Origin of the sequence: Paenibacillus sp. NPDC058071 (genome assembly GCF_042885235.1) — a bacterium.
Taxonomy (GTDB): domain Bacteria; phylum Bacillota; class Bacilli; order Paenibacillales; family Paenibacillaceae; genus Pristimantibacillus.
On record NZ_JBHVSK010000019.1, the window covers coordinates 26,431 to 51,668 of the forward strand.

The following is a 25,238-nucleotide window of genomic DNA, read 5'->3' on the forward strand; positions in this document are numbered from 1 at the left end:
GGTTTATTTCATTGCTTATACAGCTGCTGACTTTCTCTTATTGAGCTTATCTGGAGGAAGCAAGAAGCCAATTACCCCCAACAGCGGCATGTAGGAGCACGCAATAATAACGGCTTGAATGCTCGTTAAGTCGATAATGATTCCGAGCACCATAGAACCAAGCGCACCCATGCCAAACGCCAGACCCGTAATGAGTCCTGACACCATGCCGACTTTACCTGGCACCATCTCCTGAACATACACGACTGTTACCGAGAAGCTGCTGTGGTTAATAAGACCAAGCAAGAACAACAGCGGATAAGCTGCAGTAAGTCCAGCAAACGGCAACGCTATTGCAAATGGAACGGCTCCTAGCAAGGAGAGCAGAATGACATTTCTGCGACCGTATTTGTCAGATAATGGACCGCCAAGGAAGGTCCCGATAATACCTGCTGCCATATACGTAAAGATGTACATTTGAGCATTAGGTATGGATAAACCGAACTTATCCATCAGGAAGAATACAAAATAAGTACCCAGACTTGCACTAAACCAAGAACGAGCAAAAACAAGTATGATAACGTAAAAGATCGATTTTTTGACAGCCTTGCTATTCGCTGCGTCGACCGTTTTCTTTGCTTTCTTCTTCTCTAATGGAGGCATTAGTTTCAACTGGCTGCTATACCATCGTGCAACAAAGGCTTGAATAACAAAGCCAGCGCCGGCTAGGACGATGAACCAATACGCACCCTTTTGTCCAAAGGGGTAGAAAATATAGGCGGTCATAATCGGTGCAAGCGCACTTCCCATATTTCCGCCCACCTGAAAAATAGATTGTGCCAGCCCGCGTCTCGAGCCGGCTGCCATGTAGGCAATTCTAGCTCCTTCCGGGTGAAACATGGCGGAGGCGACGCCGACAAGCAATACAGCTCCTAGCACGGACCAATATCCGGGGGCAATTCCCATACCGAACATGCCAAGCGCCGCCATAAGCATTCCGATTGGCAAGATAAGCGGTGTAGGCCTTGCATCCGCAATGGCGCCCACAAAAGGCTGAATGACAGATGAAGAGAAATATAAAACAAATGTAATAAATCCTAGCTGTGTAAACGATAGTCCCAGCGCCCCTTGCAGAACGGGATAAGAGGCGGTAACGACGGCTTGCAAGGAATCATTAAGTAAATGAGCTATGCTGACAAGGCCGAGTATCGGGAATATCGTTTTTGCCTGCTGCTTCGTAGCTTCTAGTGACAAGTTAATCGCCTACCAAACCTTAGCTGCCCATAGGCCAGCCTGCTTGATCAGTTGGCGGAATGGCTTAACCGAGAAGCACGACAGCTGATGGCCATTCGCAAGATAGACGACTCTTCCCAAACCATACTCATGAGCCCAAGCTGCAGGCCACAGCTTCCCCTCATGCTCATAATGAGCCAGGATCGTCGTATCATAATAAGGGATCATATCAAAGCGATACGGTTCATCATCGATTTCGTAAGGCTCGATGCCTTTCATAATCGGATGATCAGGCAATGAATTTTGCACCGGCAGTGTCGTAAACTCCGGATGCCCTGTAAACTTCGCACCGATCATGGACATTAATTCTCTATTTTTTTGCAATGAAATGCCGTTGTGAATAACGAGCAAACCGCCGCCGTTTGCTACATAATCTAGCAATGCGGCTACCGGCTCCTGTGCCAGAGGCTGGTCAGCGAATTCTGTGTAGGAAATAAACAAGTCATAATCTTTGAGTGTTTCCTTATTCAGAACGCTGTAGTCGCCTGTGCTCGTTACTTCGGCAACCTCTTCCAGACTGCCTTCAATCTCGCGATCTACCTTTTCGAACGGATGGTATTTTACTCCCGTATAGTTGCCTAATGCTAGTGCTTTGAATTTACTCATTTCCATATTCCCTCCAATATCTCTATCGTATTTGTACTATCCTATCCTATTACCATGGCCAAACTTGACCGTCCATGTCAAGGAAGATGGGGTCATCGCTTAAATATTGCTGATGATTGTCGATTAAACCAATAATTTTCTCAGCTGATTCATCTGGAGATGTCGGAGCAACCGTGCTTAATGTACCGCTCATATAGGTTTGCAGCCAGCCTGGATAGAATACCATGACTTGACCGCCTAATTTTCTTAAGTGCTGATGCACGATAGCAGATTGCATATTAAGCGCCGATTTGGACATGCAGTAGCCATAGCCGCTAATCCGATGGTTGCGGGCAACGCTTCCTGCTTCAGAAGAAATGTTAATGACAAGCTTATCTTCGCTTTGCAGCAGCAATCCCATCACGCTGTTGGTTACACGAAGGGAGCCGAGCGTATTGACATTATAGAGCTTCTTCATCAGTTCGAAATCCAAGTCAACTAGCATATTGGAATGATCATTCCCTGAGCCAATTCCCGCGTTATTGATCACCATATCCAAATGCTCTGTTTTGGAAGCGATGCGACGCGCTGCATTCTTAACGCTCTGATCATCGCCAATATCTAGCGGAATAATTTCCAGCGTATCTGGATATTGCTTCTTAAGCTCGCTAAGGAAATCCCAATCCTCGATAAATTGCCCTGCGAATACTTTGTATTGCTTTTCAAGCAATATTTTTGTGAATGAGAAGCCGAGGCCTCTGTCTGCTCCAGTTACTAATGCTGTTTTGGTCATGTTATCATTCACCTCATTTATTTGCTATTCCTTCACAGAGCCTAATGTAATACCCGTTACGAAGTACCTTTGCAGGAATGGATACACGACTATGATCGGAAGCATCGTTACAACTATTTTTGCTGCATTAAAGGTTTTCTCTGACAGCTTCAAAATATCTTCTAAGTTTCCAGATGTCATATCCGCTAATGCCGGCAATACAACTAGTGATCGAATATAGGTTTGCAGCGGCTGCCCTGCTGGATTATTAATGAGAATCATGCCGTCAAAGAACGCATTCCAATGGTGAACAATGCTAAACAACGTAACCGTTGCAATCGCTGGCAAAGACATTGGAATAAACACTTTCCACATCGTTGTAAATACGCCCGCTCCATCCATTTTAGCCGCTTCTCCGACTTCCTTTGGAATGGCGCGAAAGAAATTCATAAGCAATACTACGTTGAACACTGGAACTGCTCCTGGCAATACTAGCGCCCAAATGCTGTCCATTACCCCAGTCATTTTGATGGTCATGTACCACGGAATCAAGCCTCCGTTAAACATCATCGTAAAGATAAAGATCCACATCAGCTTGTTACGGGCAGGAAACTCTGATGTTTCCTTCGATAAAGGGTAGGCAGCCAGTACGGTCATGATAAAGTTGATTGCGCCTCCAAGAAGTACCCGTTGAAGCGAAACGCCGAAAGCTTGGAAAAAGCGCTGGTCATTTAAAATATATTCATAGGGCGTTAATGTAAATCCGACTGGAATAAAGCTGACTTGGCCTGCTGATACAGCCGAATTGTCACTCAACGATACCGCTACCATATGCCAAATAGGGGCCAAGCAAGCCAGTGTAATTAACAGTAATATGATGAGAAGAAGTACATAGTTCACTTTCTCGCCAATGGTTTGTTGTTTGCTAAACATGGATACTCCCCCTCATCAAAAGATACGATAATTGGCCCATTTGTCCGCCAGCTTCCAAGAAAGCACGACTAAGATGAAACCGATTACGGACTTCAAGGTGCCTACGGCAGTGGCCAAACCATACTGATGCTGGGTGAGACCAATTCGGTATACATAGGTGTCGATAATATCCCCGGACGCATATACAGCTGGGTTATAGAGATTGAAAATTTGCTCAAAGCCTGCATTCATAATTTTACCTACGCCAAGACAGGCAAGCAGGACAATCGTTGGTGCAATTCCAGGTATCGTTACATAGCGTAACTGCTGAAATTTGGATGCTCCATCAATTTTCGCTGCCTCATACAGGCTCGGATTGATAGCGGTGAGCGCTGCCAAGAAAATAACGGCATTAAACCCGAACTCCTTCCATACATCGCTGCCGATAATAACGACTGGAAACCATGTATTGCTGCCTAGGAAGAAGATAGGATCAAAACCAAGCGCTGCAATCACATTGTTGAAAATCCCATCCGAAGCCAATAAGTTAGTCAAAACGCCAGCTAGTATGACCCACGACATAAAGTGAGGCAAATAAACAATGGTCTGAATCCAGCGCTTTAATCTAACTTGCATAACCTCATTGAGCATGAGCGCAAAGATTAACGGAACAACCAGATTCAACACAATTTTGCTGATTGCAATAAAAATCGTATTGTAAAAGATCTGAGAGCTTTCCTTCAGTTGAAACATATAAATAAAGTTATCCCATCCGATAAAAGCAGAGCCAAACATTCCCTTGCCCGGTACAAAATCCTGAAACGCAATGATTAGACCGAACAAAGGGAATATTTCATAGATCAGCACTAGCAATATCGGTGGAGTGAGCATTAAGTAATAGCCCCATACATGACGTGATGTTCTCATATCGCCACTCCAATCCGCTCTGTACTAATTACTTGACTGCATTATTCACTTCGCTTGTGATCTCATCCCCGCCTTGTTTTTTCCAATCGGCTACGAATTGATCAAAGGCGTCAATTGGTTTATCGCCCATAATGATTTGAATAAAAGTTTCGTCTTCAAGCTTTTTCAGGTTAACCCACTTCCGATTCATCGTAGGCGTTTTTCCGTAAAAGGCTCCTGATACCTTCACCACGTTGTCTTGAATCATCTCTCTTGTTGTCGCAACAGTCAGCGTACCGGCCCATGCCAGCAAATCTTTTTTCGGATTTTCTTTGTTATAAACGATGCGGTCATATTGAATCTTCTCATGAGCCAGTAATTCGTTATAATCTCTAGTGCCAGCGAGCACCTCATCAACCTTAGCAACCGCAATTTCCTTCTCATCGAACGGCGCCATCATATGGCCAAACGGTAAATTAACACGGTTGTATCTCACTTCTTTATCGATGTAAAATTCATTGCCGCGCGTTTGGTCAATAATGTATTCGTGGTTCAAAATACGGATGACCGCTTCAGGGTTTTTCATTTTTTTGCTAACCGCGAGGTAGCTGTTTGTCGGTGACATCGTATGCGTTTTGAACTTTCCTTCTTTATCCAATGGAGCTGCAACAGTTACCCACTCTGCCTTTGGATCAAGCTTCAGATTATCGATCATAATCCATTGCGGCATCCAGAATGGACCGAAGAACATGCCTGCACGGCCTGCGATAACCTTTTCACGACCGCTTGAGCCGGTTTCAGCTACAAACTCTCTATGAATAATACCGTCTGCGTACATATCGCGAAGCTTCTCAAGAGCAACCTTTGTTTCCGGCTGGATGGAGCCGTATTCTACGCTGCCGTCATCTTTCTTCACCCATAGCTCTGGATAAGCGTCAAAGTAACTGAAGATGGTATCGAAGCCGAAAATGCTGTTGCCCACATTGACAATATCCTGTTGGCCAATTAAGCCAATCGTTTGATTATTGCCGCCGCCTAGCTTGTTATCGATAAAGGCTTTGGCTGCTGCTTCGATATCTTCCAATGTTTTTGGCACAGGAAGATTCACGGCATCAAGCCAGTCTTTACGAATGTACAAGGCATTCATGGCATCCGCGCCAGGAGAGGAGTTAGGAATAGCCATTAGCTTGCCGTCAAATGTTGCAGATGCTAAGCTCAAATCCTTCGTAGATTCGAATACGGCTCGAAGCTCTGGCGAAATATTAGCCTCATAGAGGTCCGTCAAATCTAAAATGAGATCCGCATCAACGAGCAGTTTCAATTGTGCTTCATCAACGAGCATCACGTCTGGTGTCGTGCCGCTTACGATGACGAGATCCATCTTCTGTTTGTAAGGATCGCCATCGGCTGTCTGCCAGTCATAATTGAATTTCACGTTAAGCTCATTTTCTATGAAACGAACATACTCATTGTTCTCTTGCGTTTCGCCAGAAGGCAAATCAACATCTACCGACATCGCCTTTCCTAGACTAACGGATACCGTTTCATCGAAGCGGCCAAATGGATCCGCCGCCACAACGGGAGGCTTCTCAGTTTCCGTATTGTTTTCTTTCCCGCTTCCCCCGCTTGAACAAGCAGCTAAGGACATACACAAAGTTGTCAATAAAAGTGCTTTCATTTTTCTTCCGATCATCATGACTTTGTCCCCTTCCGAGTGTGTAAGTTTGATTGATTCTCGTTAAGTATAGCGTCTTGAGCCCGAAAACCGACTTAGATTTCTGACCGAGAAGCGTATTATTCCTGTAAGCAAACAAATGCCGAAGCGGACAAAATTCACCGTTTCGGCAACATTTTTCATCGGTTTCTCGATTGTTGATTACGAAAATCAGAGGGCAGCACCCCTACCTCTAACAAAAATAGGCGGCTAAAGTATTTCTCATCCTTAAATCCCGTTTGCTCTGCAATATCATAGATCGGACGATTCGTCGTTAACAGCAATTGTTTTGACCTCGCCAACCGCATATCTTTCACAAACTTATGAAAATTCATACCCATAATATCTTTAAAGCATTGACTGAAATAGCCTCTGCTCATATTGGCTACTTTCGCGATCTGCTCTTGCGTAAAGCTCATCTCCGTTTGCTCCTGCATGTGAGAAACGGCATTTACGATGGCCTTTACAATTTCATCTGGATATTTGCCCTTCTTCACCATATTCGAATCGACAAGCTTAGGCTGCGATACGGCCGAAAGTCGCTCATAATAGCGAGTTACAATCTGCTGAAGCATATCCTCCATCAAGTCATTTTCGAGCTGTGTTTTCAATATATAATCAATCGCCCCCAGTCTAAGCGCTTCCTGCACGTATTCAAATTCGGGATGACAGGTAAGGATAACAATTTGCACGTTAGGATGCTGTTCCTTTACCGCGCGAATCAACTGCATGCCATCCATCTCCGGCATATTCAAGTCTGTAAAAAGCAGATCAATTGGCTGCTCTGACATCACCTCCAGCGCCCGAACGCCATTAGAGGCCTCGGCTACCACCTCAATCGAAAACTTATCCCATGGCATAACCGTAATAATTCCTTTGCGAACGAGCTTCTCATCATCGACGACGCAAGCTTTAATCATGCTGTTCACCCTCCCTGTTCATCGGCAATGTCACCTGAATGGACGTACCTTCGCCCTTCTTGCTTGTAATAATGAGCTCTCCTGCTGCGCCATAATGGCTTTTCACCGTTTTATAAACATAATTAAGACCAATTCCAAAACCGGATTGATTCATTCCGCCTGTAAGCAATTGATTGATTTTTTCCTGATCAATGCCCGCTCCATTATCCCGTACAATAATGTTCAAGCTGCCCGGATGGGCTTGCTCTATAATGACCTCTATCGTCCCTCCTACATCCCCAAGTCCATGATACAAAGAATTTTCGACTAAAGGCTGCATGAGAAACCGTGGAACAGAGACATCCAGCATCGTATCATCCACATGAAGACGAATATCATACTGATGGTCGTACCGAACCTGCTGAAGGGTGATATAGTCCTTTAACGCTCCCAGCTCTTGACGAATAGTGACCATGATGCCATCCTTGCCCAGATTGTAGCTAAGCACATTCGTAAAGCTTGCAATAAAATGATCAATTTCCTTTTGCCCATTCATTCTGGCTAGCCATTGAACCGTGTTGAGCGTATTGTACAGAAAATGCGGATTAATTTGCGCCATTAGCTTGGCAACCTCAGTCTCCCTTTTCATCTTTTCTTCTAACTCAAGCTGCGTAATCAGTTCTTGAATTTTAATGCTCATATTATTAAACTGATCGATCAAGTAATCGAATTCGATTAGGCCGCTATGCTGTAATCTCTTATTGAAATTGTTTACCGATACTAAACTCATCCCGTTTTTAATGTTAATAATAGGACGATATACATAATTGCGAATAATAATAGCAAACAGAATACTCACCGTGAGAGAAAGTACGATAACAATGAGAAAAGACCACACCCATTTGACAAATTCGCTGTTATAATCGGCACGATCCACGAATACGACGAGTCTTAGATTTTGCTGGTCGGTATCTTCAAAGGCTACATACTTTGCAAGCATGTCGCTATGATAAGGCGTACCTAGCGGAAGCAGCTCAGGGTTTTGAGAAAATACAACATCGCCTTGTTTATCGACAAGTACATGAAAAGCATCCATTCCATATTGGGCCGAATTCAATATTCTTTCGAATACTTTGAAATTCGTTTCCACATAAATGGCGACATTTGATGTTTCTGGCGATTGCGCGCCCAAATCAAACTTTCTAATCATAGAGACAACCATATTCGATTGATCATACTTGTAATTGGAATAATGCGGACCATAATAACTGGCGCCTGCAATGCTCGTTAGCACGGACAAGTCATTCGGATTGAATTCCTTCACAAGCTGATTCGACATGATAACGCTTCCATTTTCTCGGTCATAATACATCGTAAGTCCGACTGTGGGGTTAGTGAAATTATATAGATTAATCTTTTTCTGAATGCTGCTCGCCAAAGTTAAATTATCATGCAAATCCTCTACCTCAAGCCACTCGGCAAGCTCGCTCCCAATTAGGCCATTAATCGTGAATTGCTGTGAGGAATACTCCAAATTGTTCAGCATCATGATTAAATTCCCTCTAACCTGCTCGAGGTGATTCGATAAGCCTTTATCGATTTTGTTATCCAAAATAGAAGAGATGGAATAAAAAGATAAGCTGCCAATTAATATAATCGGAATCGTTGTGCAAATGATCATTAGCAAATATAACCTTGATTTTAGCGAAGAAGTGAATAGCAACGCTTTTAGCCTTCTGAAAATTCCTAATCGTAGTTTCATAGCTCACTCCTTAGCGATAGTTGACATTAAGGTATAACCAAGCCCTACCAAACAACTACCGGCGACAATAGCTTGGATACTGAATATTGATGAAAATACAGCTGATGCCGATGCCAAGCAGCAACGCAGTGATACGTATTTTAACATTTCCCCACCCAGAATGCGACGGCAAACTTGTCTTGCTTGGATTATTCACTACTATAATCACGAGCGTATCCCGTTGAAGCTAAATAAGCTGGCTCCGATAGACTATCGGGGCCAGCTTATTGATTAGTGCTTTTTATCTATGTGTGTAAAACGGCGTTTTGACCAATTTTTAGTTTCTGATTCGTCCTAGCTTAACGGAAATCAGGCAATTCGACCGATACTTCGCGGCGGGCTTCCGCCGAACGCAGCACCCCGTCGATGATCGCTTGCTGAATGAGAATTTGATCGCCTGGAATTGGAGCCTCTCTGCCATCTCTAACCGCTTCGGCGAAATCATGTACTTTCCGATCAAACAGATTCAATTGATGCTCAATGATCGGAATCGGCGTTGAGGTTTGGGTGCCGAATTCATCATGATACAACGTGATGGAACCAACTGATCCATCCCATACGCCCGACCAGGGGCCAGTTCCCGCTGGCGTTACTTTCAGGCCTGCATCCGTGCCGAGAAACATCGTCGCACCGAGCGTGTCCATATGCATGGCCCAAGATATTTTGAACTGCAGCACGAGATCATTTTCGAAACGAACCATAGCTACGCCGAAATCTTCGACTTCAAACTTGCTCGCTTCCGAATGGTACAAAGGATTGGTCCCGAAATGGTTGGTCGTGAACGCCGATACGGACACCGGACGAGGATATCCAAGCGTGTTCAGCGCCATATCCAGCGAGTAACAGCCAATATCGGCCATAGCTCCGGCACCTGCGAGTTTTTTGCTGATGAATGTGCCCCCTGGCATGCCGCGACGGCGTCCGCCGCCTGTCTCCACGTAGTATACGTTGCCGAGACGTCCAGATTGCACGATCGTTTGTAGAAGCTTCATATTCGGATCGTAGCGCGGCTGGAAGCCCAGTGTCAGCATTTTCCCGCTTTCCTTCGCTGCCTGCGTCATTTCGATTCCTTCTTGCAAAGTGATGGACATCGGCTTCTCAAGCAGCACGTTTTTGCCCATGCGCAAGGAATCGACCGTTGTCCGATGGTGGGAAATGTTTGGCGTACAGATACTGACGCCATCAAGCTCCATACGGAGCAGATCGGTATGGCTGTCAAATGAAGCCGCTTCCGTCAAGCCCTGCGCCTGCGCGAAAGCGGCGGCTTTATCTGGAATGACGTCGGCGACGCCTACGATCTCTACATATGGCAGCTTTTTATACGCGGCAACGTGGGCATTAGCTATGCCCCCTGTTCCAATGATTCCAATACGCAATTTTTTGCTCATTATTCAGTCCTTCTTTCAATGAATGTTTATGAACTGACAATAGCACAGAGCGGCTAGAAAGTTTACTATGAATTGATGTCTTGAATGTGTGAAATTACGACACTGCTCTCCAGAAAAACAAAAAACGCTTGGAATGCCAAGCGTTGGTTATTTTATGGTGGAGCATAGCTCCTAATCCCACACTAGTCAGCTTCACGGCCTCAAGAAGCCAGTGATGGGTGGATCAAGACTGGAAAAGTACGCTTTTTCCTTGTCACATTAGACTAGCTGTTTTTCAAGATAGCTTCGGCAACCCTAGGAGTAAACCGATTGAGCCAATGCAGCATCTTGACCTTGCCTATTGAGATCTCCAGTCGGTCGCAGCGATAGGCACGCCAAAATTCTGCAGCCAATTGTTCGGCGGAAATCTTTCCTCTCCCCCGTCCTTTCGTCATATCCGTGTCCACGAGCGGCGGAATCACCTCAAACACCTGGATAGGAGTCGATTCCAATTGATACCGGAGCGCTTTCGTAAACAAGTGTAGACCGGCTTTCGTCGCGCAATATACCGGGGCAGACTTCTTGGGCACGATGCCTAATGCAGATGAAATATTGACGATAGCAGCCTGCGGATGACGGGAAAGCAGCGGCAGCAGTTGGGCGATCAGCATGATCGGCGTGATCAAGTTGATATCTGTTTCTTCCTTAATTTTTCTCTCCGCCTCCTGGATATTCTCACCCGTGAAAGCGTAGTTGTATTGAATTCCCGCATTGTTGACCAGTACACTTAGATCGGAATGCTCATCGTTGAGCCATTTCACAAGCCTGCTCCTGTCGCTGTCCCGGCTGATATCGCATAAAATGACCTGGACATCCGGGTAGCGCGCTTTCAACTCGGACAGCTTGCTTTCGTTACGGCCTGCGACGATCACCTTATTCCCATTCCTGATGAATTGCTCGGTCAAAGCTAAGCCGATCCCGGAAGCCCCTCCGGTAATCAATACGGTATGCCCTGATGTATTCATAATAAATCCCCCTTTTCATAAGTCCAGTGTAGAACTTGAAGGGGGAGTTTTCCTTATACTAGGTTTAGTTGCGCCATTTTTTTCGAATTCGGCTCAGAGCGACAGGGGTTATGCCCAGATAAGAGGCAACATGATATAAAGGAATCTGCTCGGACAACGAATCAAAGCGCTGCAAAAACAGCCGGTACCGCTCCTCTGCAGAATACAGCAGCAATTCCCTTTCACGGGTTTCTTTTTGAAGGTATAGCCTCTCGGCAATGACTCGCCCTAATCTTTCCCAGCAAGCATGACGATTGTACAACTGTTTGAAATCCTCATAATTGAATATAATCAATTCGCTGTCGGCCATTGCCTGGATTGAAAAATAGGAAGGAACCTGCTGTAACAAGGAGCTGTACATGGTGATAAAGTCACCGCTCGTGCAAAAGTTTTTATTGTACTCGGCGCCATCAGCCATTGTGTAATACAAGCGGAACAAACCGTGGGTACAAAAAGCAATCTCGCTGTTCTCCTCTCCAGCGCGAACAAAATGGTCGTGCTGCCGCAAGTTTCGGCGTGACGTTCTTGCTGCGAAGTACTCCCACTCCTCCGTAGGAATCGATACCATTGGATTGATATGCACACGCATGGCGTTCAATGCTTTGGAATCATCTGACGTATGGGTGCCACTCAACTTATCCATCTGTCGGCGTCCCTCCTCTGAGAACGTCATTCCCGAATAAAATCACCACCGAGACTGGACTAGAAGTAAGAACCTTTCAAGGATTCAGGCCAGCGCCATGCTGAGAATTTCTAAAATTTTTGCCCGATCAAGCTCCATGTAATGCCCGACTCTCTGTGTGTCATTTTTCGTGGCGCGATTCGCCATCTCTTCAAAATGATCGGTTCCAATTCCAAGCTCCGTAAGGGTCGTCTTCAAATTCAGCATTTTGAAAAACCGTCTCAATTCCTCAGAAAGCTTTAAAGCCATCTGTTTTTCAGAAAAACTATGGTAGTCGATACCATATAACCGATTGGCTAGCTGTGCCAATTTTCGGGGCTTCTGGTTAGCCGCGTACTTTGTCCATGCAACCAACACAACAGCCATGCCCTCCCCGTGAGTAACACCATACTGAGCGCTAAGCTCATGCTCAATTCTGTGCGAACCCCAATCCGATATTCTTCCGGTATCCAGTATATTGTTATGGGCAACGGAAGCTAGCCACTGAATTTCTGCTCTAGCATTATAATTGGCGGGATTGTCTATTAATCGTTCGCCGTTGATCAGCAGTGCTTTCATTGCCCCTTCAAGCATAAAATCAGTGACATCTGTATGCTCGACATCAGAAAAATACCGCTCCAACAGATGCGATAATATATCTGCAATCCCGCAAGAGGTTTGATAAGCAGGTAAACCTAGCGTAAATTCCGGATTCATAATGGCAAACTGCGGAATAATTAAATCGTGCTCAAATCCTAATTTGTATAACCCATTTGAAATAATCGTACAATTGGAGGTTTCAGAGCCACTTGCTGGCAGCGTTGTAATGACGCCAATGGGCAGAGCCTCCGTTAGTTCAATTCCTTTGGTGAAAAAATCCCATACGTCATCCTCATAGGGGACTCCTATTGCTACAGCTTTTGCCGTGTCAATGGCACTTCCTCCGCCTGCAGCCAGCACAAAATCTATTTTATTTTGTTTGCTCTGTTCAACGAGGGAATAGACAAGTTCAATTTTTGGATTAGGTACAACTTGACCATTCTCATAGAATGTAATCCCTAAATTTGCACAAATGTTTTTTACAGTGTCAAATATGCCGAGTGTTTTAACGAAATCTCCGCTGTAGACCAGCAATAATGAGGTTGTACCTTGCTGCCGCAATAACTCTTCCAGATGCTGTTCCGATCCTCGACCGAAAATTATTTTAGCGGGATTATAATAAGTAAAGCCCTTCATTGTATCACCGCCTTATTCGCTAGTTTTAGTTCTCCATACAGCCGGTTTAAAGTCGCCTTGAAGCGGTAGCAGGCTTTGATCGATATCAATTTTCAAAATTGAATTGAAATTGTTGGTCGCAATCATTTGCCCGGCGAATCCGATAATGGCTACAATTTCGTTATCTGTATGATGCTTCTTTAACTTGGCAAATAACTGTTCGGATACATTTGTTGGATCTTTGACAATCTGTTGCCCTAGCTCAGACAGAAGCTGTTCCTTCTCGTCAAACACAAGGTTAGCCGGATCGATGCCGAGTGTCCTCAGATCGCGGACGAAAAATAAAGAACACAGCATGCAATTGTTGGTAGTGGAGATAGAATGAGCGTAGATTGTTGCAGCTCTTTTTCCTACAATTTCACCAAGTCGGGTCCATGACGTATACCAACCCATGTATGCTTCATAGGTAGCGTAGTCCTGAAGCAATACTTTCTTCATGTTTGTCAGGCTATTGTTCTTCTCATGCTGCTCATAAGCCTCTTTGCCCTCACCTGTGATGTTTTCATATTTTACTGATTCTACTCTGGTCATAGAAAGTTCCTCTTTCCTGTTAGAGACGTTCTTGCTCCATCATAGCCTGACATTCAGCTATATAAAAACACGAAAAAACTATGGTTAGACATAGGTTTAGACTATATCAACGTTAATGAACCGAATTTAAAAATGGCTTAAATTGTTGGCAATACGGCGTAACGCAGACAAATAGATTTCTCCTAATCTGGAAGGGATATAATCTTTATGAGTAATAGTTCCTACTTGAATGATTTCATCGACTTCCAGCGGCACAGCTGTAATATCATCTCCATGCAGAAGTGAAGGGAATACCCCTGTAGCTATGATATACGCATTCACCCCAATGAGCAGATTGTTGACCGCAGCGCGATCCGTTACTTTTATACTTTTTTTATGCTCGAGAGTGCTCAATATTTCTTCAGAAAAATAGAAGGAGTTTTGCTCTCCTTGTTCAAAGCTCAGGCAAGGGAATTCCTCCAAATCCTTTAAAGAAACGGAACTTTTGAGAGCCAAGGGATTTTGCTTGCTAATAAAGATATGAGGGCGTACGGAAAAAAGCTCCGAAAAAACAAGATTGCTTTCTTTTAAAAACTTGCGAATAATGGGCTCATTAAATGTGCTTAAATAAATAACGCCCAATTCGCTTTTCAGGTTTTTTACATCTTCAATAATTTCGAAGGTTTTCGTTTCGCGTAAAGTAAAATCATATTCATCAGCACCGTATTCCTTAATCAGATCTACGAATGCATTAACTGTAAAGGTGTAATGCTGCGTTGAAACTGCGAAACGCTGTTTAGAGGGAGTAGAGACCAGATACTTCTCTTCTACCAGTTCGGTTTGTTGAATGATTTGCCGAGCATGTCCTAGAAACTCTGCACCCGCATTGGTAACGATGATCCCTCTGTTCGTTCTTACAAAAATATTTATTCTTAGTTCTTCCTCCAATTCCTTTATGGCTGCAGAAAGGCTAGGCTGCGAAATAAACAAGCTTTTAGCTGCATCAGTAATTGACCCCTTGTTCGCCACTTCTATCACATATTTCAATTGGGTCAGTGTCAATTTTGTCTCCCTCCTCATGAATGTTTGTTGTCGTTTGCTTGATCATATTAAATCATTAGGCCTGCTGATTAATCAATATAACATCATGATTCGAGGAAGCAACGCTTTGTTCATTGATTGGATGAACGCTTCTATAGGCAACCCCGAGGCCGATATGGCCGAATATATCATTATGATTCGTTATGCCATCTTGCTCTGTTTGTCAGGAAATCCGATAAATTCCGTATACTATATATCGAGTAAATAATAAGCTTTATCGATAAACTAGTTGTAAAGGAGGGAAATGAATGTTACAACAATTCAACCAATTAATGGACTACATTGAAGAAAATCTGACGGAAGAAATTTCAGGAAAAGATATCTCCAAAATTGTTGGTCTATCTGATTATCATTTTAAAAGAATGTTCTCGTATATGGCTAGAATGTCGTTAAACGAGTACATCAAAAACAGGAGATTATCCGTTGCAAATGTTGAATTAATTAACGGAGCAAAAGTAACGGATATTGCTTATAAATATGGTTATCAATCCCTAGAGGGATTTTCGAGATCCTTTCGGGAATGGAGCGGTTTTTTACCTTCAGAAGTCATTAAAAACAAAATTCAAAAGTCATTTCCCAAATTTTCATTTTTTATAGATATAAGAGGAGGAATATCAATGGAATTTAAAATTGAAGAGAAGTCGAAATTCAATATTATTGGAGTATCGAGACGAGTGCCCATTCAATTCGAAGGTGAAAATCATTCTATCGTAGAGCTAGCCCAGTCCATTACCGAACAACAAAGAAATAAAATGCATCAAATAGCTAACTTACATCCTCATCAAGTCTTGAATGTATCTTATGATTTTGATGATGGTTTCTTGGAGGAAAAAGGATATCTGACTCATATGATTGGTTTTGCAACTACTAAGGAAAATGAATACGATGATTTAGAGCAACTTTCGATTGAAGAAAGCTTATGGGCGATTTTCCCCAATCAAGGACCGTTTCCGGTTACACTTCAAGCAACGACAGCTCAAATTTATTCGCAATGGCTGCCTTCTTCTGGTTATGAAATAGCGGATATGCCTGCCATCTCTTTTACAAACCACACGGGAAATTACGAAAATGTATATAGCGAAATTTGGATGCCTGTAAAAAAAGTTGGCGCTAAGCTCGAATAATCATTTTTATTTTACGTTCGCGCAGGTCCAATTTGAAACGGCTAGAAAATTATTGCCAGTTCTGAACTCATGAAATATACTAGTGTAACATTATGTATTGGCGTGAAGCACATGCCGCTTTGATTATAAGGAATCTCTTGGGATTCCGAATCAAGGCGGCATTTTTATTTTCCAAACCGAGGGAAGGTGTACCAATGAGCACTTTTGAGACGAAGATGAATCAATGGATTCATGATCAACTTGCTGTAGAAAAAAAATCCGAGAAGACGTGAAATGCTCCATAAGGAAATTGGACACGGCACGAAAGAGTTTTTGAGAACGATATGGTATCCTGCCGTAGGTAACTTTAATCATTTGTATGCGGAATGGGAAGTTCGGGATTATGGCAATCGATATCGTTATCTGGATCTTGCCTATATGCCCGGCGAAGCCAAAGGTTGTATCGAAATCCACGGTTACCAATCTCACGCCAGAGATATCGAAGCATGGCGATTCAGGGACTTGTGCAAGAAACAAGCATACCTAGCATTGGCAGATTGGTTATTCCTGCCTGTTGCTTACTTATCGATCGAGGAAGAACCGGAGGTTATCAAGCAGATGGCTTTGTCTTTTGTCGGTAAGTTTGTGTCTATGTCAACAAATCATTCGCTTAGTTGGATTGAAGCAGAGGCTTTGCGGTTTGCGCGCGGAATCATTCGACCTTTTCGCTCAGAAGAACTTTCCTTGCATCTGAATCGATCCAATAGACAGACAAGACGTATATTAGACAAGCTTGTAGTAATGAATGTATTAATTGTCCAGAATGGACAACAGCGTTATCGGACCTACCATGTGGTCAATCATAACCGTTAGAACACAAATAAGGCACATTCAATGTATTTATGGACACTCATGTTTACGGACACCGCTGACCGTTAGAACACAAATAAGGTACATCCGCTGTATTTATGGACATCAATGACCATTAGAAGGAATATTTCACGGTTTTCACTGACATTTTCCTCTCTAATGGACACTAATGACCACAGGAATGCCAAAATTACAGATAATCGATGCTAACGGTCACAAATGTCCGAATCAGAAGCTTGAGGGGTTCTTGGTTCTCTCCCCTGTTCCCATAACAAGAAAAAGCATGCCATCACAACCAATGGATTGCAGTGCTTCTTCTTGTTATGGAGCCTAGAGGAGTTACGGTTATTCCACGCCTTCTTTGAAGTTACTCTTGTAGTGTTTGTCACCCTTATGCTCAAGATCATCAATCGTTTTTTCGAGGGTTGCGATGATGGTTTCCTTGATTTGTGTCAATGTATCATAAAAAACTGCCTCTTCTGAACCTATAATTTTCACGCCGCTAATCGCTTGCATGGACTGAAAACGACGATGTTCATCAGCAAGGTCATTAATCGCAGCCAAAGTATGTGTCGTTTGCAAGAACAAATCTTTATGATGTTGCGCGACCAACCTGCGTTCCAGTTGTTCCATTCTTAAGTTCATGGGTGTTGTCTCCTTCATAATAAATGATATGAGGCTTTTACATGCAACATCTTGGATTTCATTGTACAATTATTTGCTCCCGAAAAACAACTGATGTACAAGCTGCTGCCTCGTTTTGAATATATTTTTTTCGCAAATATCTGCACAAAAATACCCCGCGCCATTCAACGAATAGCGCGGGGTTTCTTCCGTTCACGTATTAACTTTCAATTACCACGAGTAAGCTTCCGGCGCTTCGCCGCCAGGACCCGGGAAGATCTCATCCAGCTCCGCCATAACGGAGGCGTCCAAAGAGATTTCTACGGCGCGCAGCGAATCGCGCAGCTGCTCGATCGTGCGCGGGCCGATGATCGGCGCGGTCAGTACCGGATTCGCAAGTACCCATGCGAGCGCAACGTTCGCTTCCTTCTCGCCGAGCTTCTCGCACAGCGCGGAGAAACGCTCAAGCTGGCTGCGGTGCTTCTCGATCAGCGCTTGCTGCCGCTCTGTACGGCCGCTGCCATTGCCTTTCAGCGCGCGTCCGCCGAGCAGACCGCCTTCCAGCGGGCTCCATGCAACGACGCCGATGCCGAGATCTCGTGCTGCCGGCAGCACTTCCAGCTCTGGAATACGGTTCAGCAAACCGTATTTGTGCTGCTCGACCGTAATGCCCATGAACTTGCGCTCTTTCGCGGCAGCCTGCGCCTTCACCAGCTGCCAGCCCGCAAAGTTGCTGGAGCCGATGTAGTCGGCTTTGCCTGTGCGAACGATGTTCTCGAACGCTTCCCACAGCTCTTCCCAAGGGGTGCGGCGGTCGATGTGGTGCATTTTATAAAGCTCGACATGATCGGTTTGCAGACGGCGCAGCGAGCCTTCCAGATGGCGTCTAATTTTGTACAGCGACAGACCCTTCACATCATTCGGACCGTCTACCGGATTGCAAATCGGCTCGTATACTTTCGTCGCCAGTACGACGCGCTCGCGGCGCTGGCCACCTTGTGCGAACCATTTGCCGATAATCGTCTCAGTAGTGCCGGAGTTTTCACCCCAACCGTAAATGTTTGCTGTATCAAAAAAGGTAATGCCAGCGTCAAGCGCCTCATCCATAATGCGGAACGATTCCTTCTCGTCCGTATCGACGCCGAAGTTCATCGTGCCGAGGCAAAGTCGGCTGACGCGCAGCCCTGTACGTCCCAAATAAGTGTATTCCATAATGATGCCCGTACCTCCTAAGCTTTCCAGCGAGTATTATCAATCACTTCAGGCTTGCCGTCGCGTTCTACAATCAGCTTACGGTAGCCCTTCGTCTCAATTGTACCATAATCGTGGCCTGCGTCGGCCCGGTATACGAAGAAGGTGACAAGCGGCACGTTGCCGCTGTTAATGCTGCGATGCGCGTAGCGCGGCGGTACGTAAACGGCGTTACCGGGGCTGAACTTCTCGATGCGAACGTCGCCTTCCGGATTTTCCATCAGCATAAAACCTTCTCCCGACAAGCAGTAGTACACTTCGCCGGTGTCCAGAATGGTATGAAAATGGCCCTTCGTCATGTGATACTCTTCTCCGACCTTGCCCGGATACAAAATGCTTGTGCCGAACAGCAGCTCGCCCGGATGCTCAGGCAGCGTCAGCTCGTAAAATTCGTAGACAAGCGGGTCGCCTGCAGCGACTGCTTGCTCGAACGCTGCATCATCCGCATACATGCCCTTCATGCGGGACAGATGACGCTTCGTTGATTCACTAGTCGTAGACAGACCTGTCTTCAGATCAAAAAATTCGGTAAACGGCAATGTTCCGTTTCCTGCGGTTTGTTTATCGTTTTGGCTCATTATGCGCATTCTCCTCTCGATTCCTGGTGCTAGCTCCGGGTCGCTGCCGACAGCTTCTCGATGCGGTCAAATCTTTCCTGCGTCATGTCCAGATGGAACACTTCGGCGATCACTTGCGTCCAGCCGTGCAGGAAGTAAATCCAACCGTCTTCCACCGTCAAATCGCGCTCAGTTGCGACAGCGTTCGCTTGCTTCATGAAGTCGAGCTCGCCACGGTAATTCAGCTCCCAGACAAGGCTGCCTTGCGGGAATTTCGAGTCATCCGTCAATGGCGAGCCTGGACGGTCTTTGCCAAGACCGGTCGCGTTCACGATCAGCGAGTTTGGCTTAACGCCAAGCATAGCTGCATCGTTATCAGTTGCGTCAGGCGTCAGATAGAAATCGGCCGGAACATCTGGACGAAGCGTGCGCACGATGCGCTCGATTTCCTTCAGACGCGGCTCGCTGCGGTTCGTCACGACGATGCGGGACGGAATGTCCTTGCCGTGCTTCTCCTCGAGCAGCGTCGAGCAGATCGCGATCGCGCTGCCGCCAGCGCCCATGACGAACAGTTCGCCGCCGTTTTTCTCCCAGTAGCCTTCTGGAACAAACGCTTCCATCGCCAGCCCGCTCGTAATCGGATCTTTCGCATGGCCGATCAGTTTGCCGTCGAGCTTCGAGATCGAGGACAATTCGCCGAACATCGTCGCGTAAGGATCAAGCTCGTCGAACAAGTCTTTGGCAGCGTCGTACAGGTCGATTTTATGCGTCGTTACGAGCGCGCCCATCGACAGCTCGTCGTCGCGGATAAACTCGACAACGCGGCGGTATTCCGCAGGGTCAGCGTGAATAGCGATGTCGATGCCTTTAATAACGGCGCCGTCCAGGCCGAGCACTTTAGCCCATTCGGGGAACAGCTTCATAATGGACGACTTGCCGGTCGTCACGCCAATGAAATACATCGTTGGCTCGGTTGCTTTTTCAGGCAGTATCATGATCGGTTCTCTCCTTTAATAGGGTCTTTTTATTCGTTCTTTCCGTTTGTCTCGAGCATTTCAATTAAGTTTTCGGTCGAACGCAAGACCATTTTCTCTATGGCTTCGTGTGTAAAAGCGCCTGTATGCGGCGTCAGTATGAAATTAGATAGTTCGGTCAGCTTGCTTCCTGGAAGCGGAGGCTCGCTGGAAAATACATCGGAAGCCGCGCCGGCCAATCGGCCGTTCGAAAGCGCGTCGTACAACGCCTCCTCGTCGACAAGCTCGCCTCTCGACGTATTAATCAAGTAAGCGGTCGATTTCATCAGCGACAGCGTACGAGCGTTAATTAGATGATTCGTATCTTTCGTCGCCGGAAGATGCAGCGAGATATAATCGGATTCCGCCAGCAGCGCATCCAAATTCCGCTCCAGCCGCAAGCCTTGGCGATTGGCAAAGGCGTCGTCAGATAGAAACGGATCGTATACCGCAACCTCCATCATCAGACCGAGCGCCCGCCGGGCAACCTCCATGCCGATTTGTCCGCCGCCGACGATGCCGATCTTCTTGCCCGTCACTTCGCGGCCCAGTACGCGGCCCCATCCGCCGTTTTTCACCTCAAGAGCCATTTCCGGAATATGCCGCGAGATGGTGAAAATTAAACCGATGGCCAGTTCCGCAACGGATACGTTGTTCGTCCCTTTCGCTGCTTGCACTTGAATGCCGAGCTCCGCAGCGCGTCCAACGTCAATGTTGTCGACGCCCATGCCGTACTTGGAAACCGCCCGCACATCGCGCAGACGCTCCAGCACGCCGGCCGGCATTGGATCAACGCCGACAATGACGCCAACGACGCCTTCACCTGCAAGCTCGACGATTTCTTCTTCCGTCAGCGTCCGGCCCGTCGTATTCTCGATTGGCTCGTAGCCCTTCTCGCGAAGCATCCGGTAAGCCTCTTCTTTATAATGATGGTAGGATTTCGGGGTAATCAGCACTTTCTCCATAGGTGTCGCCTATCCTTCCTGTAATAATGTCAATTTGTTATGACATATTAATATATATGAAGGCCTAATCGGAACGCATCGCGGCACGAAGCGGAGAACGCGATGAACGCCGTCATCCCGTTCCGTGCCGATGATTCCTTTCCTTATGCGAGCTCCGACAAATCGAGGAATGACAGCGTCGCAGGCAGCTCATGCTTCGTATTCACTTTGTCAGGACCGGTTACAAGATCGAAGCAGGAAGCGACCAGTATGCCGTTCCATACGATCGGCTCGCCCGGTTGATCGAGCTCGCCGTTCAAGCCATCGCTATCCGGGCTTTGCGCAAGACGGATCACTTTACGATCCGGCGTCACCATGCCGATTGCGTTTGCCGAGAAATCGGCGATATACAAGTTGCCTTTTTCGTCGAAAATCATGCCGTCCGTGCTTTGCAATTGCTCAGGATCCTGCGCCCATACCTCGTTGCTGACAACGTTGCCGTTCTCGTCCTGTACGATTTTGTAGACAGCTCCATCGCCAAAGTTACCGACGTACAGATTGCCTTCTTTATCGAACACGATGCCGTCGGCGCCGTACTGACATTCAAGATTATACGTCAGGAAAGTCGTCCAAATGTTAGCGTCTTCCAATGTATTCGTCACTTCGATGTTTTCATCATCAAGCGCGAATTTGTACACGCAGCTAACGAGCAAACCGCTTGGGTCTTTTACGTTTTCCAACGTGCTTTGCGTTGCGTACATATAGCCGTCGCGAATGCGGATGCCGTTCGGATGCTCCATGCCGGAAGCGACGACCGTCGTTTTCACGACTTCACCTTCTTCGGAAATGCGCAGACGCAAAATGCGGCCTTTGAACTTCAGTTCCGGCGCGCCGGACCAGCCTTGGTTATCACAAATGTACAGATCGCCGTCCGGACCGAAAGCAATGCCCATCGGATGGGACTTGCCGGTCTCGGGGTGAAGCGGAACGTCCGCCCATTTTTGCGGCACGCGGTCGATATCGAAGCGGAGCAGCGTACCTTGCTTCGACGGATCGGCGTAGTTCGGACAGGACAAGATGAGACGTCCTTTCGAGTCGATAGCCATCGCGTCTGGCGTGACAGCAATATCTTCAGGCAGCTTGGCAAACAAACGAGGCGTTAACATAAGTAATTCTCCTTTTTTATCCGCCGAAGCGGACGATCATTTTTTTTGTAATTTTTCCTTTGCCGAGATAATCGCCCAGCGAACCGATATTATCGAAGTCGAGAACATCGGAAATATAATCAGAAGGGACCAGTTCGCCCGAACGAATCCACGACACGATTTGATCGTGACACTCGGATTCTTCCAGCTTGGACGGCCACTGAACGAATAGCAGCGACCAGTTATACGGTGCTTTGCTCCAGTCCAGCTCCATTTTCAGCTCCGACGAAACGCCGTAGCAGCAAATTTTTCCTCCAGCACTAATCAGCTCCATCGATTGCGCAAGCACCTCGTTGTGGCCAATTGCATCGACGGTATAATCAGCGCCGTCCGGCAGCAGCGTGCGAACTTCTTGAATAATATCTGTCTTGCTGCTGTTAAACGCATAGTCGGCTCCTGCATCCAGCGCTTCTGCAATTTTCTCGTCGCGGTTGACGGAGACGATGATCGGTCCCATGCCAAGCAGCTTGGCAAACTTCGCGAACGTCAGACCGACAGGGCCGGCTCCGAAAATAACGACGCTTTGCCCCGCTGTGAAGCCGAAGCGCCGGCAAGCGGCGAGCACTTCGCGGAACGTCACGATCATGGCCGCATCAACGACCGGAATATCGTTAGGTACAACCTGCTGAGCATAATAGGCTTCCGAGAAAAGCGGATGTCCTGGACCTTTGTCTCCCGCGATAAGCGCCTTGGCATCACCGACGACAGCATATTCCGAGAAGGCGCCCCAGCCGGAATGGTACGCATCGTCTTGCGTGCCTTCGAGGAAAGGCAGAAGCACAAGATCTCCGATCTCGAAGCTCGTCACCTTGTCCCCTTTCTCGACGACGCGGCCGACGCCTTCATGCCCGAGCACGGCCGGGTACGTATCGAAGCCTTTGAATTTGCCTTGAATGAGCTTCGTGTCCGTGCCGCGGCACAGACCGCAGCTTTCCAGCTTCACCAGCGCTTGATATTCGTTGTAAATGGGACGGGAAAGCTCGACGACCTCGAGCCCTCCTTTTCCGTCCGTAACTAAACTTTTCATATTACGTCCTCCTAACCAAAGCTTCTGTGGCGATACCGGCAAATCCGATATATTAGCCTTTGACCGCTGAAGAAGCCAAACCTTCCATCAAGTTTTTCGAGAAGAACCCGAAGAAGATCAATACTGGAATCGTTCCGACGGTCAGACCCAGTATTTGCGCCGCGTTGTCGGCACGGAACTGGCCGGCAAGTCCCCGAATACCGAGCGGAATCGTGTAGAGCGAGTCACTGCTCAATACGATCAGCGGTACGAAGAAGTTGTTCCACGACCACAGGAAGAATAGCAAGCCTAGCGTTACGAATGCCGGACGGAGAAACGGAATGACAATTTTGAAGAAAATGCCGGTTTCTCCGCAGCCGTCGATGCGCGCGCTTTCCAACACTTCGGTCGGAATGGTGCTGCGTGCAAACTGCGTCATCCAGAACACGCCGAGCGCATTCGCCGCAGGCGGGATAATGAGCGGCAGCAGCGTATCGAGCCAGCCCAGCCAGCGCATTTCCAGTACGAAAGCGACGATGCCGAATTGCATCGGAATCATCATCGTCACCAATACGGAGACGAACAAAATGTTTTTAAAGCGGAATTCGTATTTGCCGAAGGCGAAGCCGGCAGCCGCGCTGACCAGCACCCCGAGTACGGTCGTGGAGATCGCCACGATCAAACTATTTTTATAGTAGCCTAAGAAATCGATCGAAAAAAGAGTTTTAAAGTTTTCAGCCAAATAATTGCCAGGGTATAGCTTGATGCCCGTGTACAATTCATTCGAATTGTACGTACTCATCATGATCATCGAATAGAACGGGTAGAATGCGAGCAGCGAGATGACCAACATGATGAGAAAGCCGACCCAGCCGCCTACGCCTAATTTCCTCATGCCTCTTCCCCCTTGTTCATAAGTCGGAACATGACGAACGATACCATGCTGATGAAAAGGAAGAGCACGTATGCGATTGCAGATCCGTAGCCGAAGCGCGCCAAGCTGCCGAACACATTATCGTAGATGAGCCAGGTGCCCGTTAAAGCCGATCCTTCCGGACCGCCGACAACCGATGCGCCCATCCCGGTGAACAACATATAAGGCTCGTCGAAAATTTGGAAACAGCCAATCAGTGTCGTAATGGTCACAAACAGCATGACCGGACGTAGCATCGGCAGCGTGATATGGAAAAATTGCTGCATTTTCGAAGCACCGTCCAAATCGGCCGCTTCGTACAACTGCTTGCTGATGCCGGTAATGCCGACCAGGAACATAACGGCCGTGTAGCCGAAGTATTTCCAGATCGTAACGAAGGCGACGACAAATCGCGAAGGCCAAGGCTGGCCGAGCCAGTTGATGTTTTCTTGAACAATGCCGAGCTTGCCCAGCAGCACGTTCACGCTGCCGAAATTCCAGTCGAACAAGATTCCGAAAATAAGGCCTACCGCAACCGATGTCGTAATATACGGCAAGAAATTGATTAGCCGGAAAGCTCCCACGAAAGGCACTCTGCCGTTGGTCAACAGCACGCTGATGAACAAGGCGATAATGATTTGGGGAGGAATAATCATAATCATAAATAAGATCGTGTTGAGCAGCGCGTCATAAAACCGGCTGTCTTGGAATACTTCAGCATAATTGGCGAAGCCAATAAAATTAGGCGATCCGTCCAATGTCCAGTTCGTAAGGCTGATGTAAAAAGTAAACAGAATCGGGAAAAGCGAGAATGCTCCGAATATTAGGAAAAACGGCGATATGAATACGTAAGGCGCCATTCGTTGCGCTTTGCGCGCTTTCATTATAGAACTGCTCAATGAACTCACCTGCT

25 protein-coding genes are annotated in these 25,238 nt (G+C 46.6%); 2 read left to right on the forward strand and 23 right to left on the reverse strand.

The features are described from left to right. Nucleotides 1-15: 15 nt before the first annotated feature. The 14 genes from ACFVTB_RS23250 to ACFVTB_RS23320 all read right to left on the reverse strand — a co-directional run bounded on the left by ACFVTB_RS23250 (nt 16) and on the right by ACFVTB_RS23320 (nt 14,800). Nucleotides 16-1,233: an MFS transporter gene (locus tag ACFVTB_RS23250; RefSeq protein WP_387754660.1), complete on the reverse strand. Its 1,218-nt coding sequence runs from the start codon at nt 1,231-1,233 to the stop codon at nt 16-18. A gap of 9 nt (nt 1,234-1,242) precedes the next feature. After that, a complete protein-coding gene (locus ACFVTB_RS23255) occupies nt 1,243-1,878 on the reverse strand; it encodes a ThuA domain-containing protein (protein WP_387754663.1) in 636 nt (211 codons plus the stop codon). A 49-nt stretch (nt 1,879-1,927) separates the two neighbouring features. Beyond that, entirely contained in the window at nt 1,928-2,650 is a 723-nt protein-coding gene (locus ACFVTB_RS23260) for an SDR family NAD(P)-dependent oxidoreductase (protein ID WP_387754666.1), read from the reverse strand. A gap of 24 nt (nt 2,651-2,674) precedes the next feature. Continuing rightward, nucleotides 2,675-3,562: a carbohydrate ABC transporter permease gene (locus ACFVTB_RS23265; RefSeq protein WP_387754669.1), complete on the reverse strand. Its 888-nt coding sequence runs from the start codon at nt 3,560-3,562 to the stop codon at nt 2,675-2,677. 15 nt (nt 3,563-3,577) lie between these two features. Continuing rightward, a complete protein-coding gene (locus tag ACFVTB_RS23270; protein ID WP_387754672.1) occupies nt 3,578-4,468 on the reverse strand; it encodes an ABC transporter permease in 891 nt (296 codons plus the stop codon). Nucleotides 4,469-4,496: 28 nt separating this feature from the next. Next, nucleotides 4,497-6,143: an extracellular solute-binding protein gene (locus ACFVTB_RS23275; RefSeq protein WP_387754674.1), complete on the reverse strand. Its 1,647-nt coding sequence runs from the start codon at nt 6,141-6,143 to the stop codon at nt 4,497-4,499. Nucleotides 6,144-6,301: 158 nt separating this feature from the next. After that, complete coding sequence (locus tag ACFVTB_RS23280) at nt 6,302-7,081, reverse strand: response regulator transcription factor (RefSeq protein ID WP_387754677.1); 780 nt, start codon at nt 7,079-7,081, stop codon at nt 6,302-6,304. Further along, a complete protein-coding gene (locus tag ACFVTB_RS23285; protein WP_387754680.1) occupies nt 7,074-8,822 on the reverse strand; it encodes a sensor histidine kinase in 1,749 nt (582 codons plus the stop codon). The genes ACFVTB_RS23280 and ACFVTB_RS23285 overlap by 8 nt, the downstream gene beginning before the upstream one ends. 338 nt (nt 8,823-9,160) lie before the next feature. Continuing rightward, the gene (locus ACFVTB_RS23295; protein ID WP_387754686.1) at nt 9,161-10,249 is read right to left on the reverse strand and encodes a Gfo/Idh/MocA family protein; all 1,089 of its coding nucleotides are present in this window, start codon (nt 10,247-10,249) and stop codon (nt 9,161-9,163) included. 263 nt (nt 10,250-10,512) lie between these two features. After that, complete coding sequence (locus ACFVTB_RS23300) at nt 10,513-11,253, reverse strand: SDR family oxidoreductase (RefSeq protein WP_387754689.1); 741 nt, start codon at nt 11,251-11,253, stop codon at nt 10,513-10,515. 64 nt (nt 11,254-11,317) lie between these two features. Further along, nucleotides 11,318-11,935 (reverse strand): Crp/Fnr family transcriptional regulator, encoded by a 618-nt coding sequence (locus ACFVTB_RS23305; protein ID WP_387754692.1) that lies wholly within the window; start codon nt 11,933-11,935, stop codon nt 11,318-11,320. 84 nt (nt 11,936-12,019) lie between these two features. Further along, nucleotides 12,020-13,189 carry an iron-containing alcohol dehydrogenase gene (locus ACFVTB_RS23310; protein WP_387754695.1) on the reverse strand — a complete coding sequence of 390 codons (1,170 nt, stop codon included), beginning with the start codon at nt 13,187-13,189 and terminating at the stop codon, nt 12,020-12,022. A gap of 12 nt (nt 13,190-13,201) precedes the next feature. Continuing rightward, nucleotides 13,202-13,759 carry a carboxymuconolactone decarboxylase family protein gene (locus ACFVTB_RS23315; RefSeq protein WP_387754698.1) on the reverse strand — a complete coding sequence of 186 codons (558 nt, stop codon included), beginning with the start codon at nt 13,757-13,759 and terminating at the stop codon, nt 13,202-13,204. 126 nt (nt 13,760-13,885) lie between these two features. Next, nucleotides 13,886-14,800 (reverse strand): LysR family transcriptional regulator, encoded by a 915-nt coding sequence (locus tag ACFVTB_RS23320; RefSeq protein WP_387754701.1) that lies wholly within the window; start codon nt 14,798-14,800, stop codon nt 13,886-13,888. Between the two features lie 287 nt (nt 14,801-15,087). Between ACFVTB_RS23320 and ACFVTB_RS23325 the strand changes: the two genes are divergently transcribed. Both ACFVTB_RS23325 and ACFVTB_RS23330 read left to right on the forward strand, forming a co-directional pair. Further along, nucleotides 15,088-15,963 carry an AraC family transcriptional regulator gene (locus ACFVTB_RS23325; RefSeq protein WP_387754704.1) on the forward strand — a complete coding sequence of 292 codons (876 nt, stop codon included), beginning with the start codon at nt 15,088-15,090 and terminating at the stop codon, nt 15,961-15,963. Nucleotides 15,964-16,236: 273 nt separating this feature from the next. Next, entirely contained in the window at nt 16,237-16,815 is a 579-nt protein-coding gene (locus tag ACFVTB_RS23330; RefSeq protein WP_387754706.1) for a transcriptional regulator, read from the forward strand. Nucleotides 16,816-17,157: 342 nt separating this feature from the next. Here the strand turns inward: ACFVTB_RS23330 and ACFVTB_RS23335 are convergent, their stop codons facing one another. The 9 genes from ACFVTB_RS23335 to ACFVTB_RS23375 all read right to left on the reverse strand — a co-directional run bounded on the left by ACFVTB_RS23335 (nt 17,158) and on the right by ACFVTB_RS23375 (nt 25,224). After that, on the reverse strand, nt 17,158-17,457 hold the full coding sequence (locus ACFVTB_RS23335; RefSeq protein WP_387754709.1) for a hypothetical protein: 300 nt from the start codon (nt 17,455-17,457) through the stop codon (nt 17,158-17,160). A 210-nt stretch (nt 17,458-17,667) separates the two neighbouring features. Next, nucleotides 17,668-18,648, reverse strand: a complete 981-nt coding sequence (locus ACFVTB_RS23340; protein ID WP_387754712.1) for an aldo/keto reductase — start codon at nt 18,646-18,648, stop codon at nt 17,668-17,670. Between the two features lie 17 nt (nt 18,649-18,665). Further along, on the reverse strand, nt 18,666-19,265 hold the full coding sequence (locus ACFVTB_RS23345; RefSeq protein WP_387754715.1) for a glucose-6-phosphate isomerase: 600 nt from the start codon (nt 19,263-19,265) through the stop codon (nt 18,666-18,668). Nucleotides 19,266-19,294: 29 nt separating this feature from the next. Continuing rightward, nucleotides 19,295-20,239, reverse strand: coding sequence for a shikimate dehydrogenase family protein (locus tag ACFVTB_RS23350; RefSeq protein ID WP_387754718.1), 945 nt, complete (start codon nt 20,237-20,239; stop codon nt 19,295-19,297). A gap of 29 nt (nt 20,240-20,268) precedes the next feature. Continuing rightward, nucleotides 20,269-21,222: a phosphoglycerate dehydrogenase gene (locus ACFVTB_RS23355; protein ID WP_387754721.1), complete on the reverse strand. Its 954-nt coding sequence runs from the start codon at nt 21,220-21,222 to the stop codon at nt 20,269-20,271. 143 nt (nt 21,223-21,365) lie between these two features. Beyond that, nucleotides 21,366-22,367 (reverse strand): SMP-30/gluconolactonase/LRE family protein, encoded by a 1,002-nt coding sequence (locus ACFVTB_RS23360; RefSeq protein WP_387754724.1) that lies wholly within the window; start codon nt 22,365-22,367, stop codon nt 21,366-21,368. 16 nt (nt 22,368-22,383) lie between these two features. Continuing rightward, entirely contained in the window at nt 22,384-23,433 is a 1,050-nt protein-coding gene (locus ACFVTB_RS23365) for a zinc-dependent alcohol dehydrogenase (RefSeq protein ID WP_387754727.1), read from the reverse strand. A gap of 52 nt (nt 23,434-23,485) precedes the next feature. Continuing rightward, nucleotides 23,486-24,307 carry a carbohydrate ABC transporter permease gene (locus ACFVTB_RS23370; RefSeq protein WP_387754730.1) on the reverse strand — a complete coding sequence of 274 codons (822 nt, stop codon included), beginning with the start codon at nt 24,305-24,307 and terminating at the stop codon, nt 23,486-23,488. Beyond that, nucleotides 24,304-25,224, reverse strand: a complete 921-nt coding sequence (locus ACFVTB_RS23375; protein ID WP_387754733.1) for a carbohydrate ABC transporter permease — start codon at nt 25,222-25,224, stop codon at nt 24,304-24,306. Before ACFVTB_RS23375 ends, ACFVTB_RS23370 begins: the two co-directional genes overlap by 4 nt. Nucleotides 25,225-25,238: the final 14 nt, after the last annotated feature.

Coding starts and splice junctions, on each gene's coding strand:
- ACFVTB_RS23255 (WP_387754663.1), bottom strand. CDS start 1,878: ATGAGTAAATTCAAAGCACTAGCATTAGGCAACTATACGGGAGTAAAA.
- ACFVTB_RS23260 (WP_387754666.1), bottom strand. CDS start 2,650: ATGACCAAAACAGCATTAGTAACTGGAGCAGACAGAGGCCTCGGCTTC.
- ACFVTB_RS23265 (WP_387754669.1), bottom strand. CDS start 3,562: ATGTTTAGCAAACAACAAACCATTGGCGAGAAAGTGAACTATGTACTT.
- ACFVTB_RS23270 (WP_387754672.1), bottom strand. CDS start 4,468: ATGAGAACATCACGTCATGTATGGGGCTATTACTTAATGCTCACTCCA.
- ACFVTB_RS23275 (WP_387754674.1), bottom strand. CDS start 6,143: ATGATGATCGGAAGAAAAATGAAAGCACTTTTATTGACAACTTTGTGT.
- ACFVTB_RS23280 (WP_387754677.1), bottom strand. CDS start 7,081: ATGATTAAAGCTTGCGTCGTCGATGATGAGAAGCTCGTTCGCAAAGGA.
- ACFVTB_RS23285 (WP_387754680.1), bottom strand. CDS start 8,822: ATGAAACTACGATTAGGAATTTTCAGAAGGCTAAAAGCGTTGCTATTC.
- ACFVTB_RS23295 (WP_387754686.1), bottom strand. CDS start 10,249: ATGAGCAAAAAATTGCGTATTGGAATCATTGGAACAGGGGGCATAGCT.
- ACFVTB_RS23300 (WP_387754689.1), bottom strand. CDS start 11,253: ATGAATACATCAGGGCATACCGTATTGATTACCGGAGGGGCTTCCGGG.
- ACFVTB_RS23305 (WP_387754692.1), bottom strand. CDS start 11,935: ATGGATAAGTTGAGTGGCACCCATACGTCAGATGATTCCAAAGCATTG.
- ACFVTB_RS23310 (WP_387754695.1), bottom strand. CDS start 13,189: ATGAAGGGCTTTACTTATTATAATCCCGCTAAAATAATTTTCGGTCGA.
- ACFVTB_RS23315 (WP_387754698.1), bottom strand. CDS start 13,759: ATGACCAGAGTAGAATCAGTAAAATATGAAAACATCACAGGTGAGGGC.
- ACFVTB_RS23325 (WP_387754704.1), top strand. CDS start 15,088: ATGTTACAACAATTCAACCAATTAATGGACTACATTGAAGAAAATCTG.
- ACFVTB_RS23330 (WP_387754706.1), top strand. CDS start 16,237: ATGCTCCATAAGGAAATTGGACACGGCACGAAAGAGTTTTTGAGAACG.
- ACFVTB_RS23335 (WP_387754709.1), bottom strand. CDS start 17,457: ATGAACTTAAGAATGGAACAACTGGAACGCAGGTTGGTCGCGCAACAT.
- ACFVTB_RS23340 (WP_387754712.1), bottom strand. CDS start 18,648: ATGGAATACACTTATTTGGGACGTACAGGGCTGCGCGTCAGCCGACTT.
- ACFVTB_RS23345 (WP_387754715.1), bottom strand. CDS start 19,265: ATGAGCCAAAACGATAAACAAACCGCAGGAAACGGAACATTGCCGTTT.
- ACFVTB_RS23350 (WP_387754718.1), bottom strand. CDS start 20,239: ATGATACTGCCTGAAAAAGCAACCGAGCCAACGATGTATTTCATTGGC.
- ACFVTB_RS23355 (WP_387754721.1), bottom strand. CDS start 21,222: ATGGAGAAAGTGCTGATTACCCCGAAATCCTACCATCATTATAAAGAA.
- ACFVTB_RS23360 (WP_387754724.1), bottom strand. CDS start 22,367: ATGTTAACGCCTCGTTTGTTTGCCAAGCTGCCTGAAGATATTGCTGTC.
- ACFVTB_RS23365 (WP_387754727.1), bottom strand. CDS start 23,433: ATGAAAAGTTTAGTTACGGACGGAAAAGGAGGGCTCGAGGTCGTCGAG.
- ACFVTB_RS23370 (WP_387754730.1), bottom strand. CDS start 24,307: ATGAGGAAATTAGGCGTAGGCGGCTGGGTCGGCTTTCTCATCATGTTG.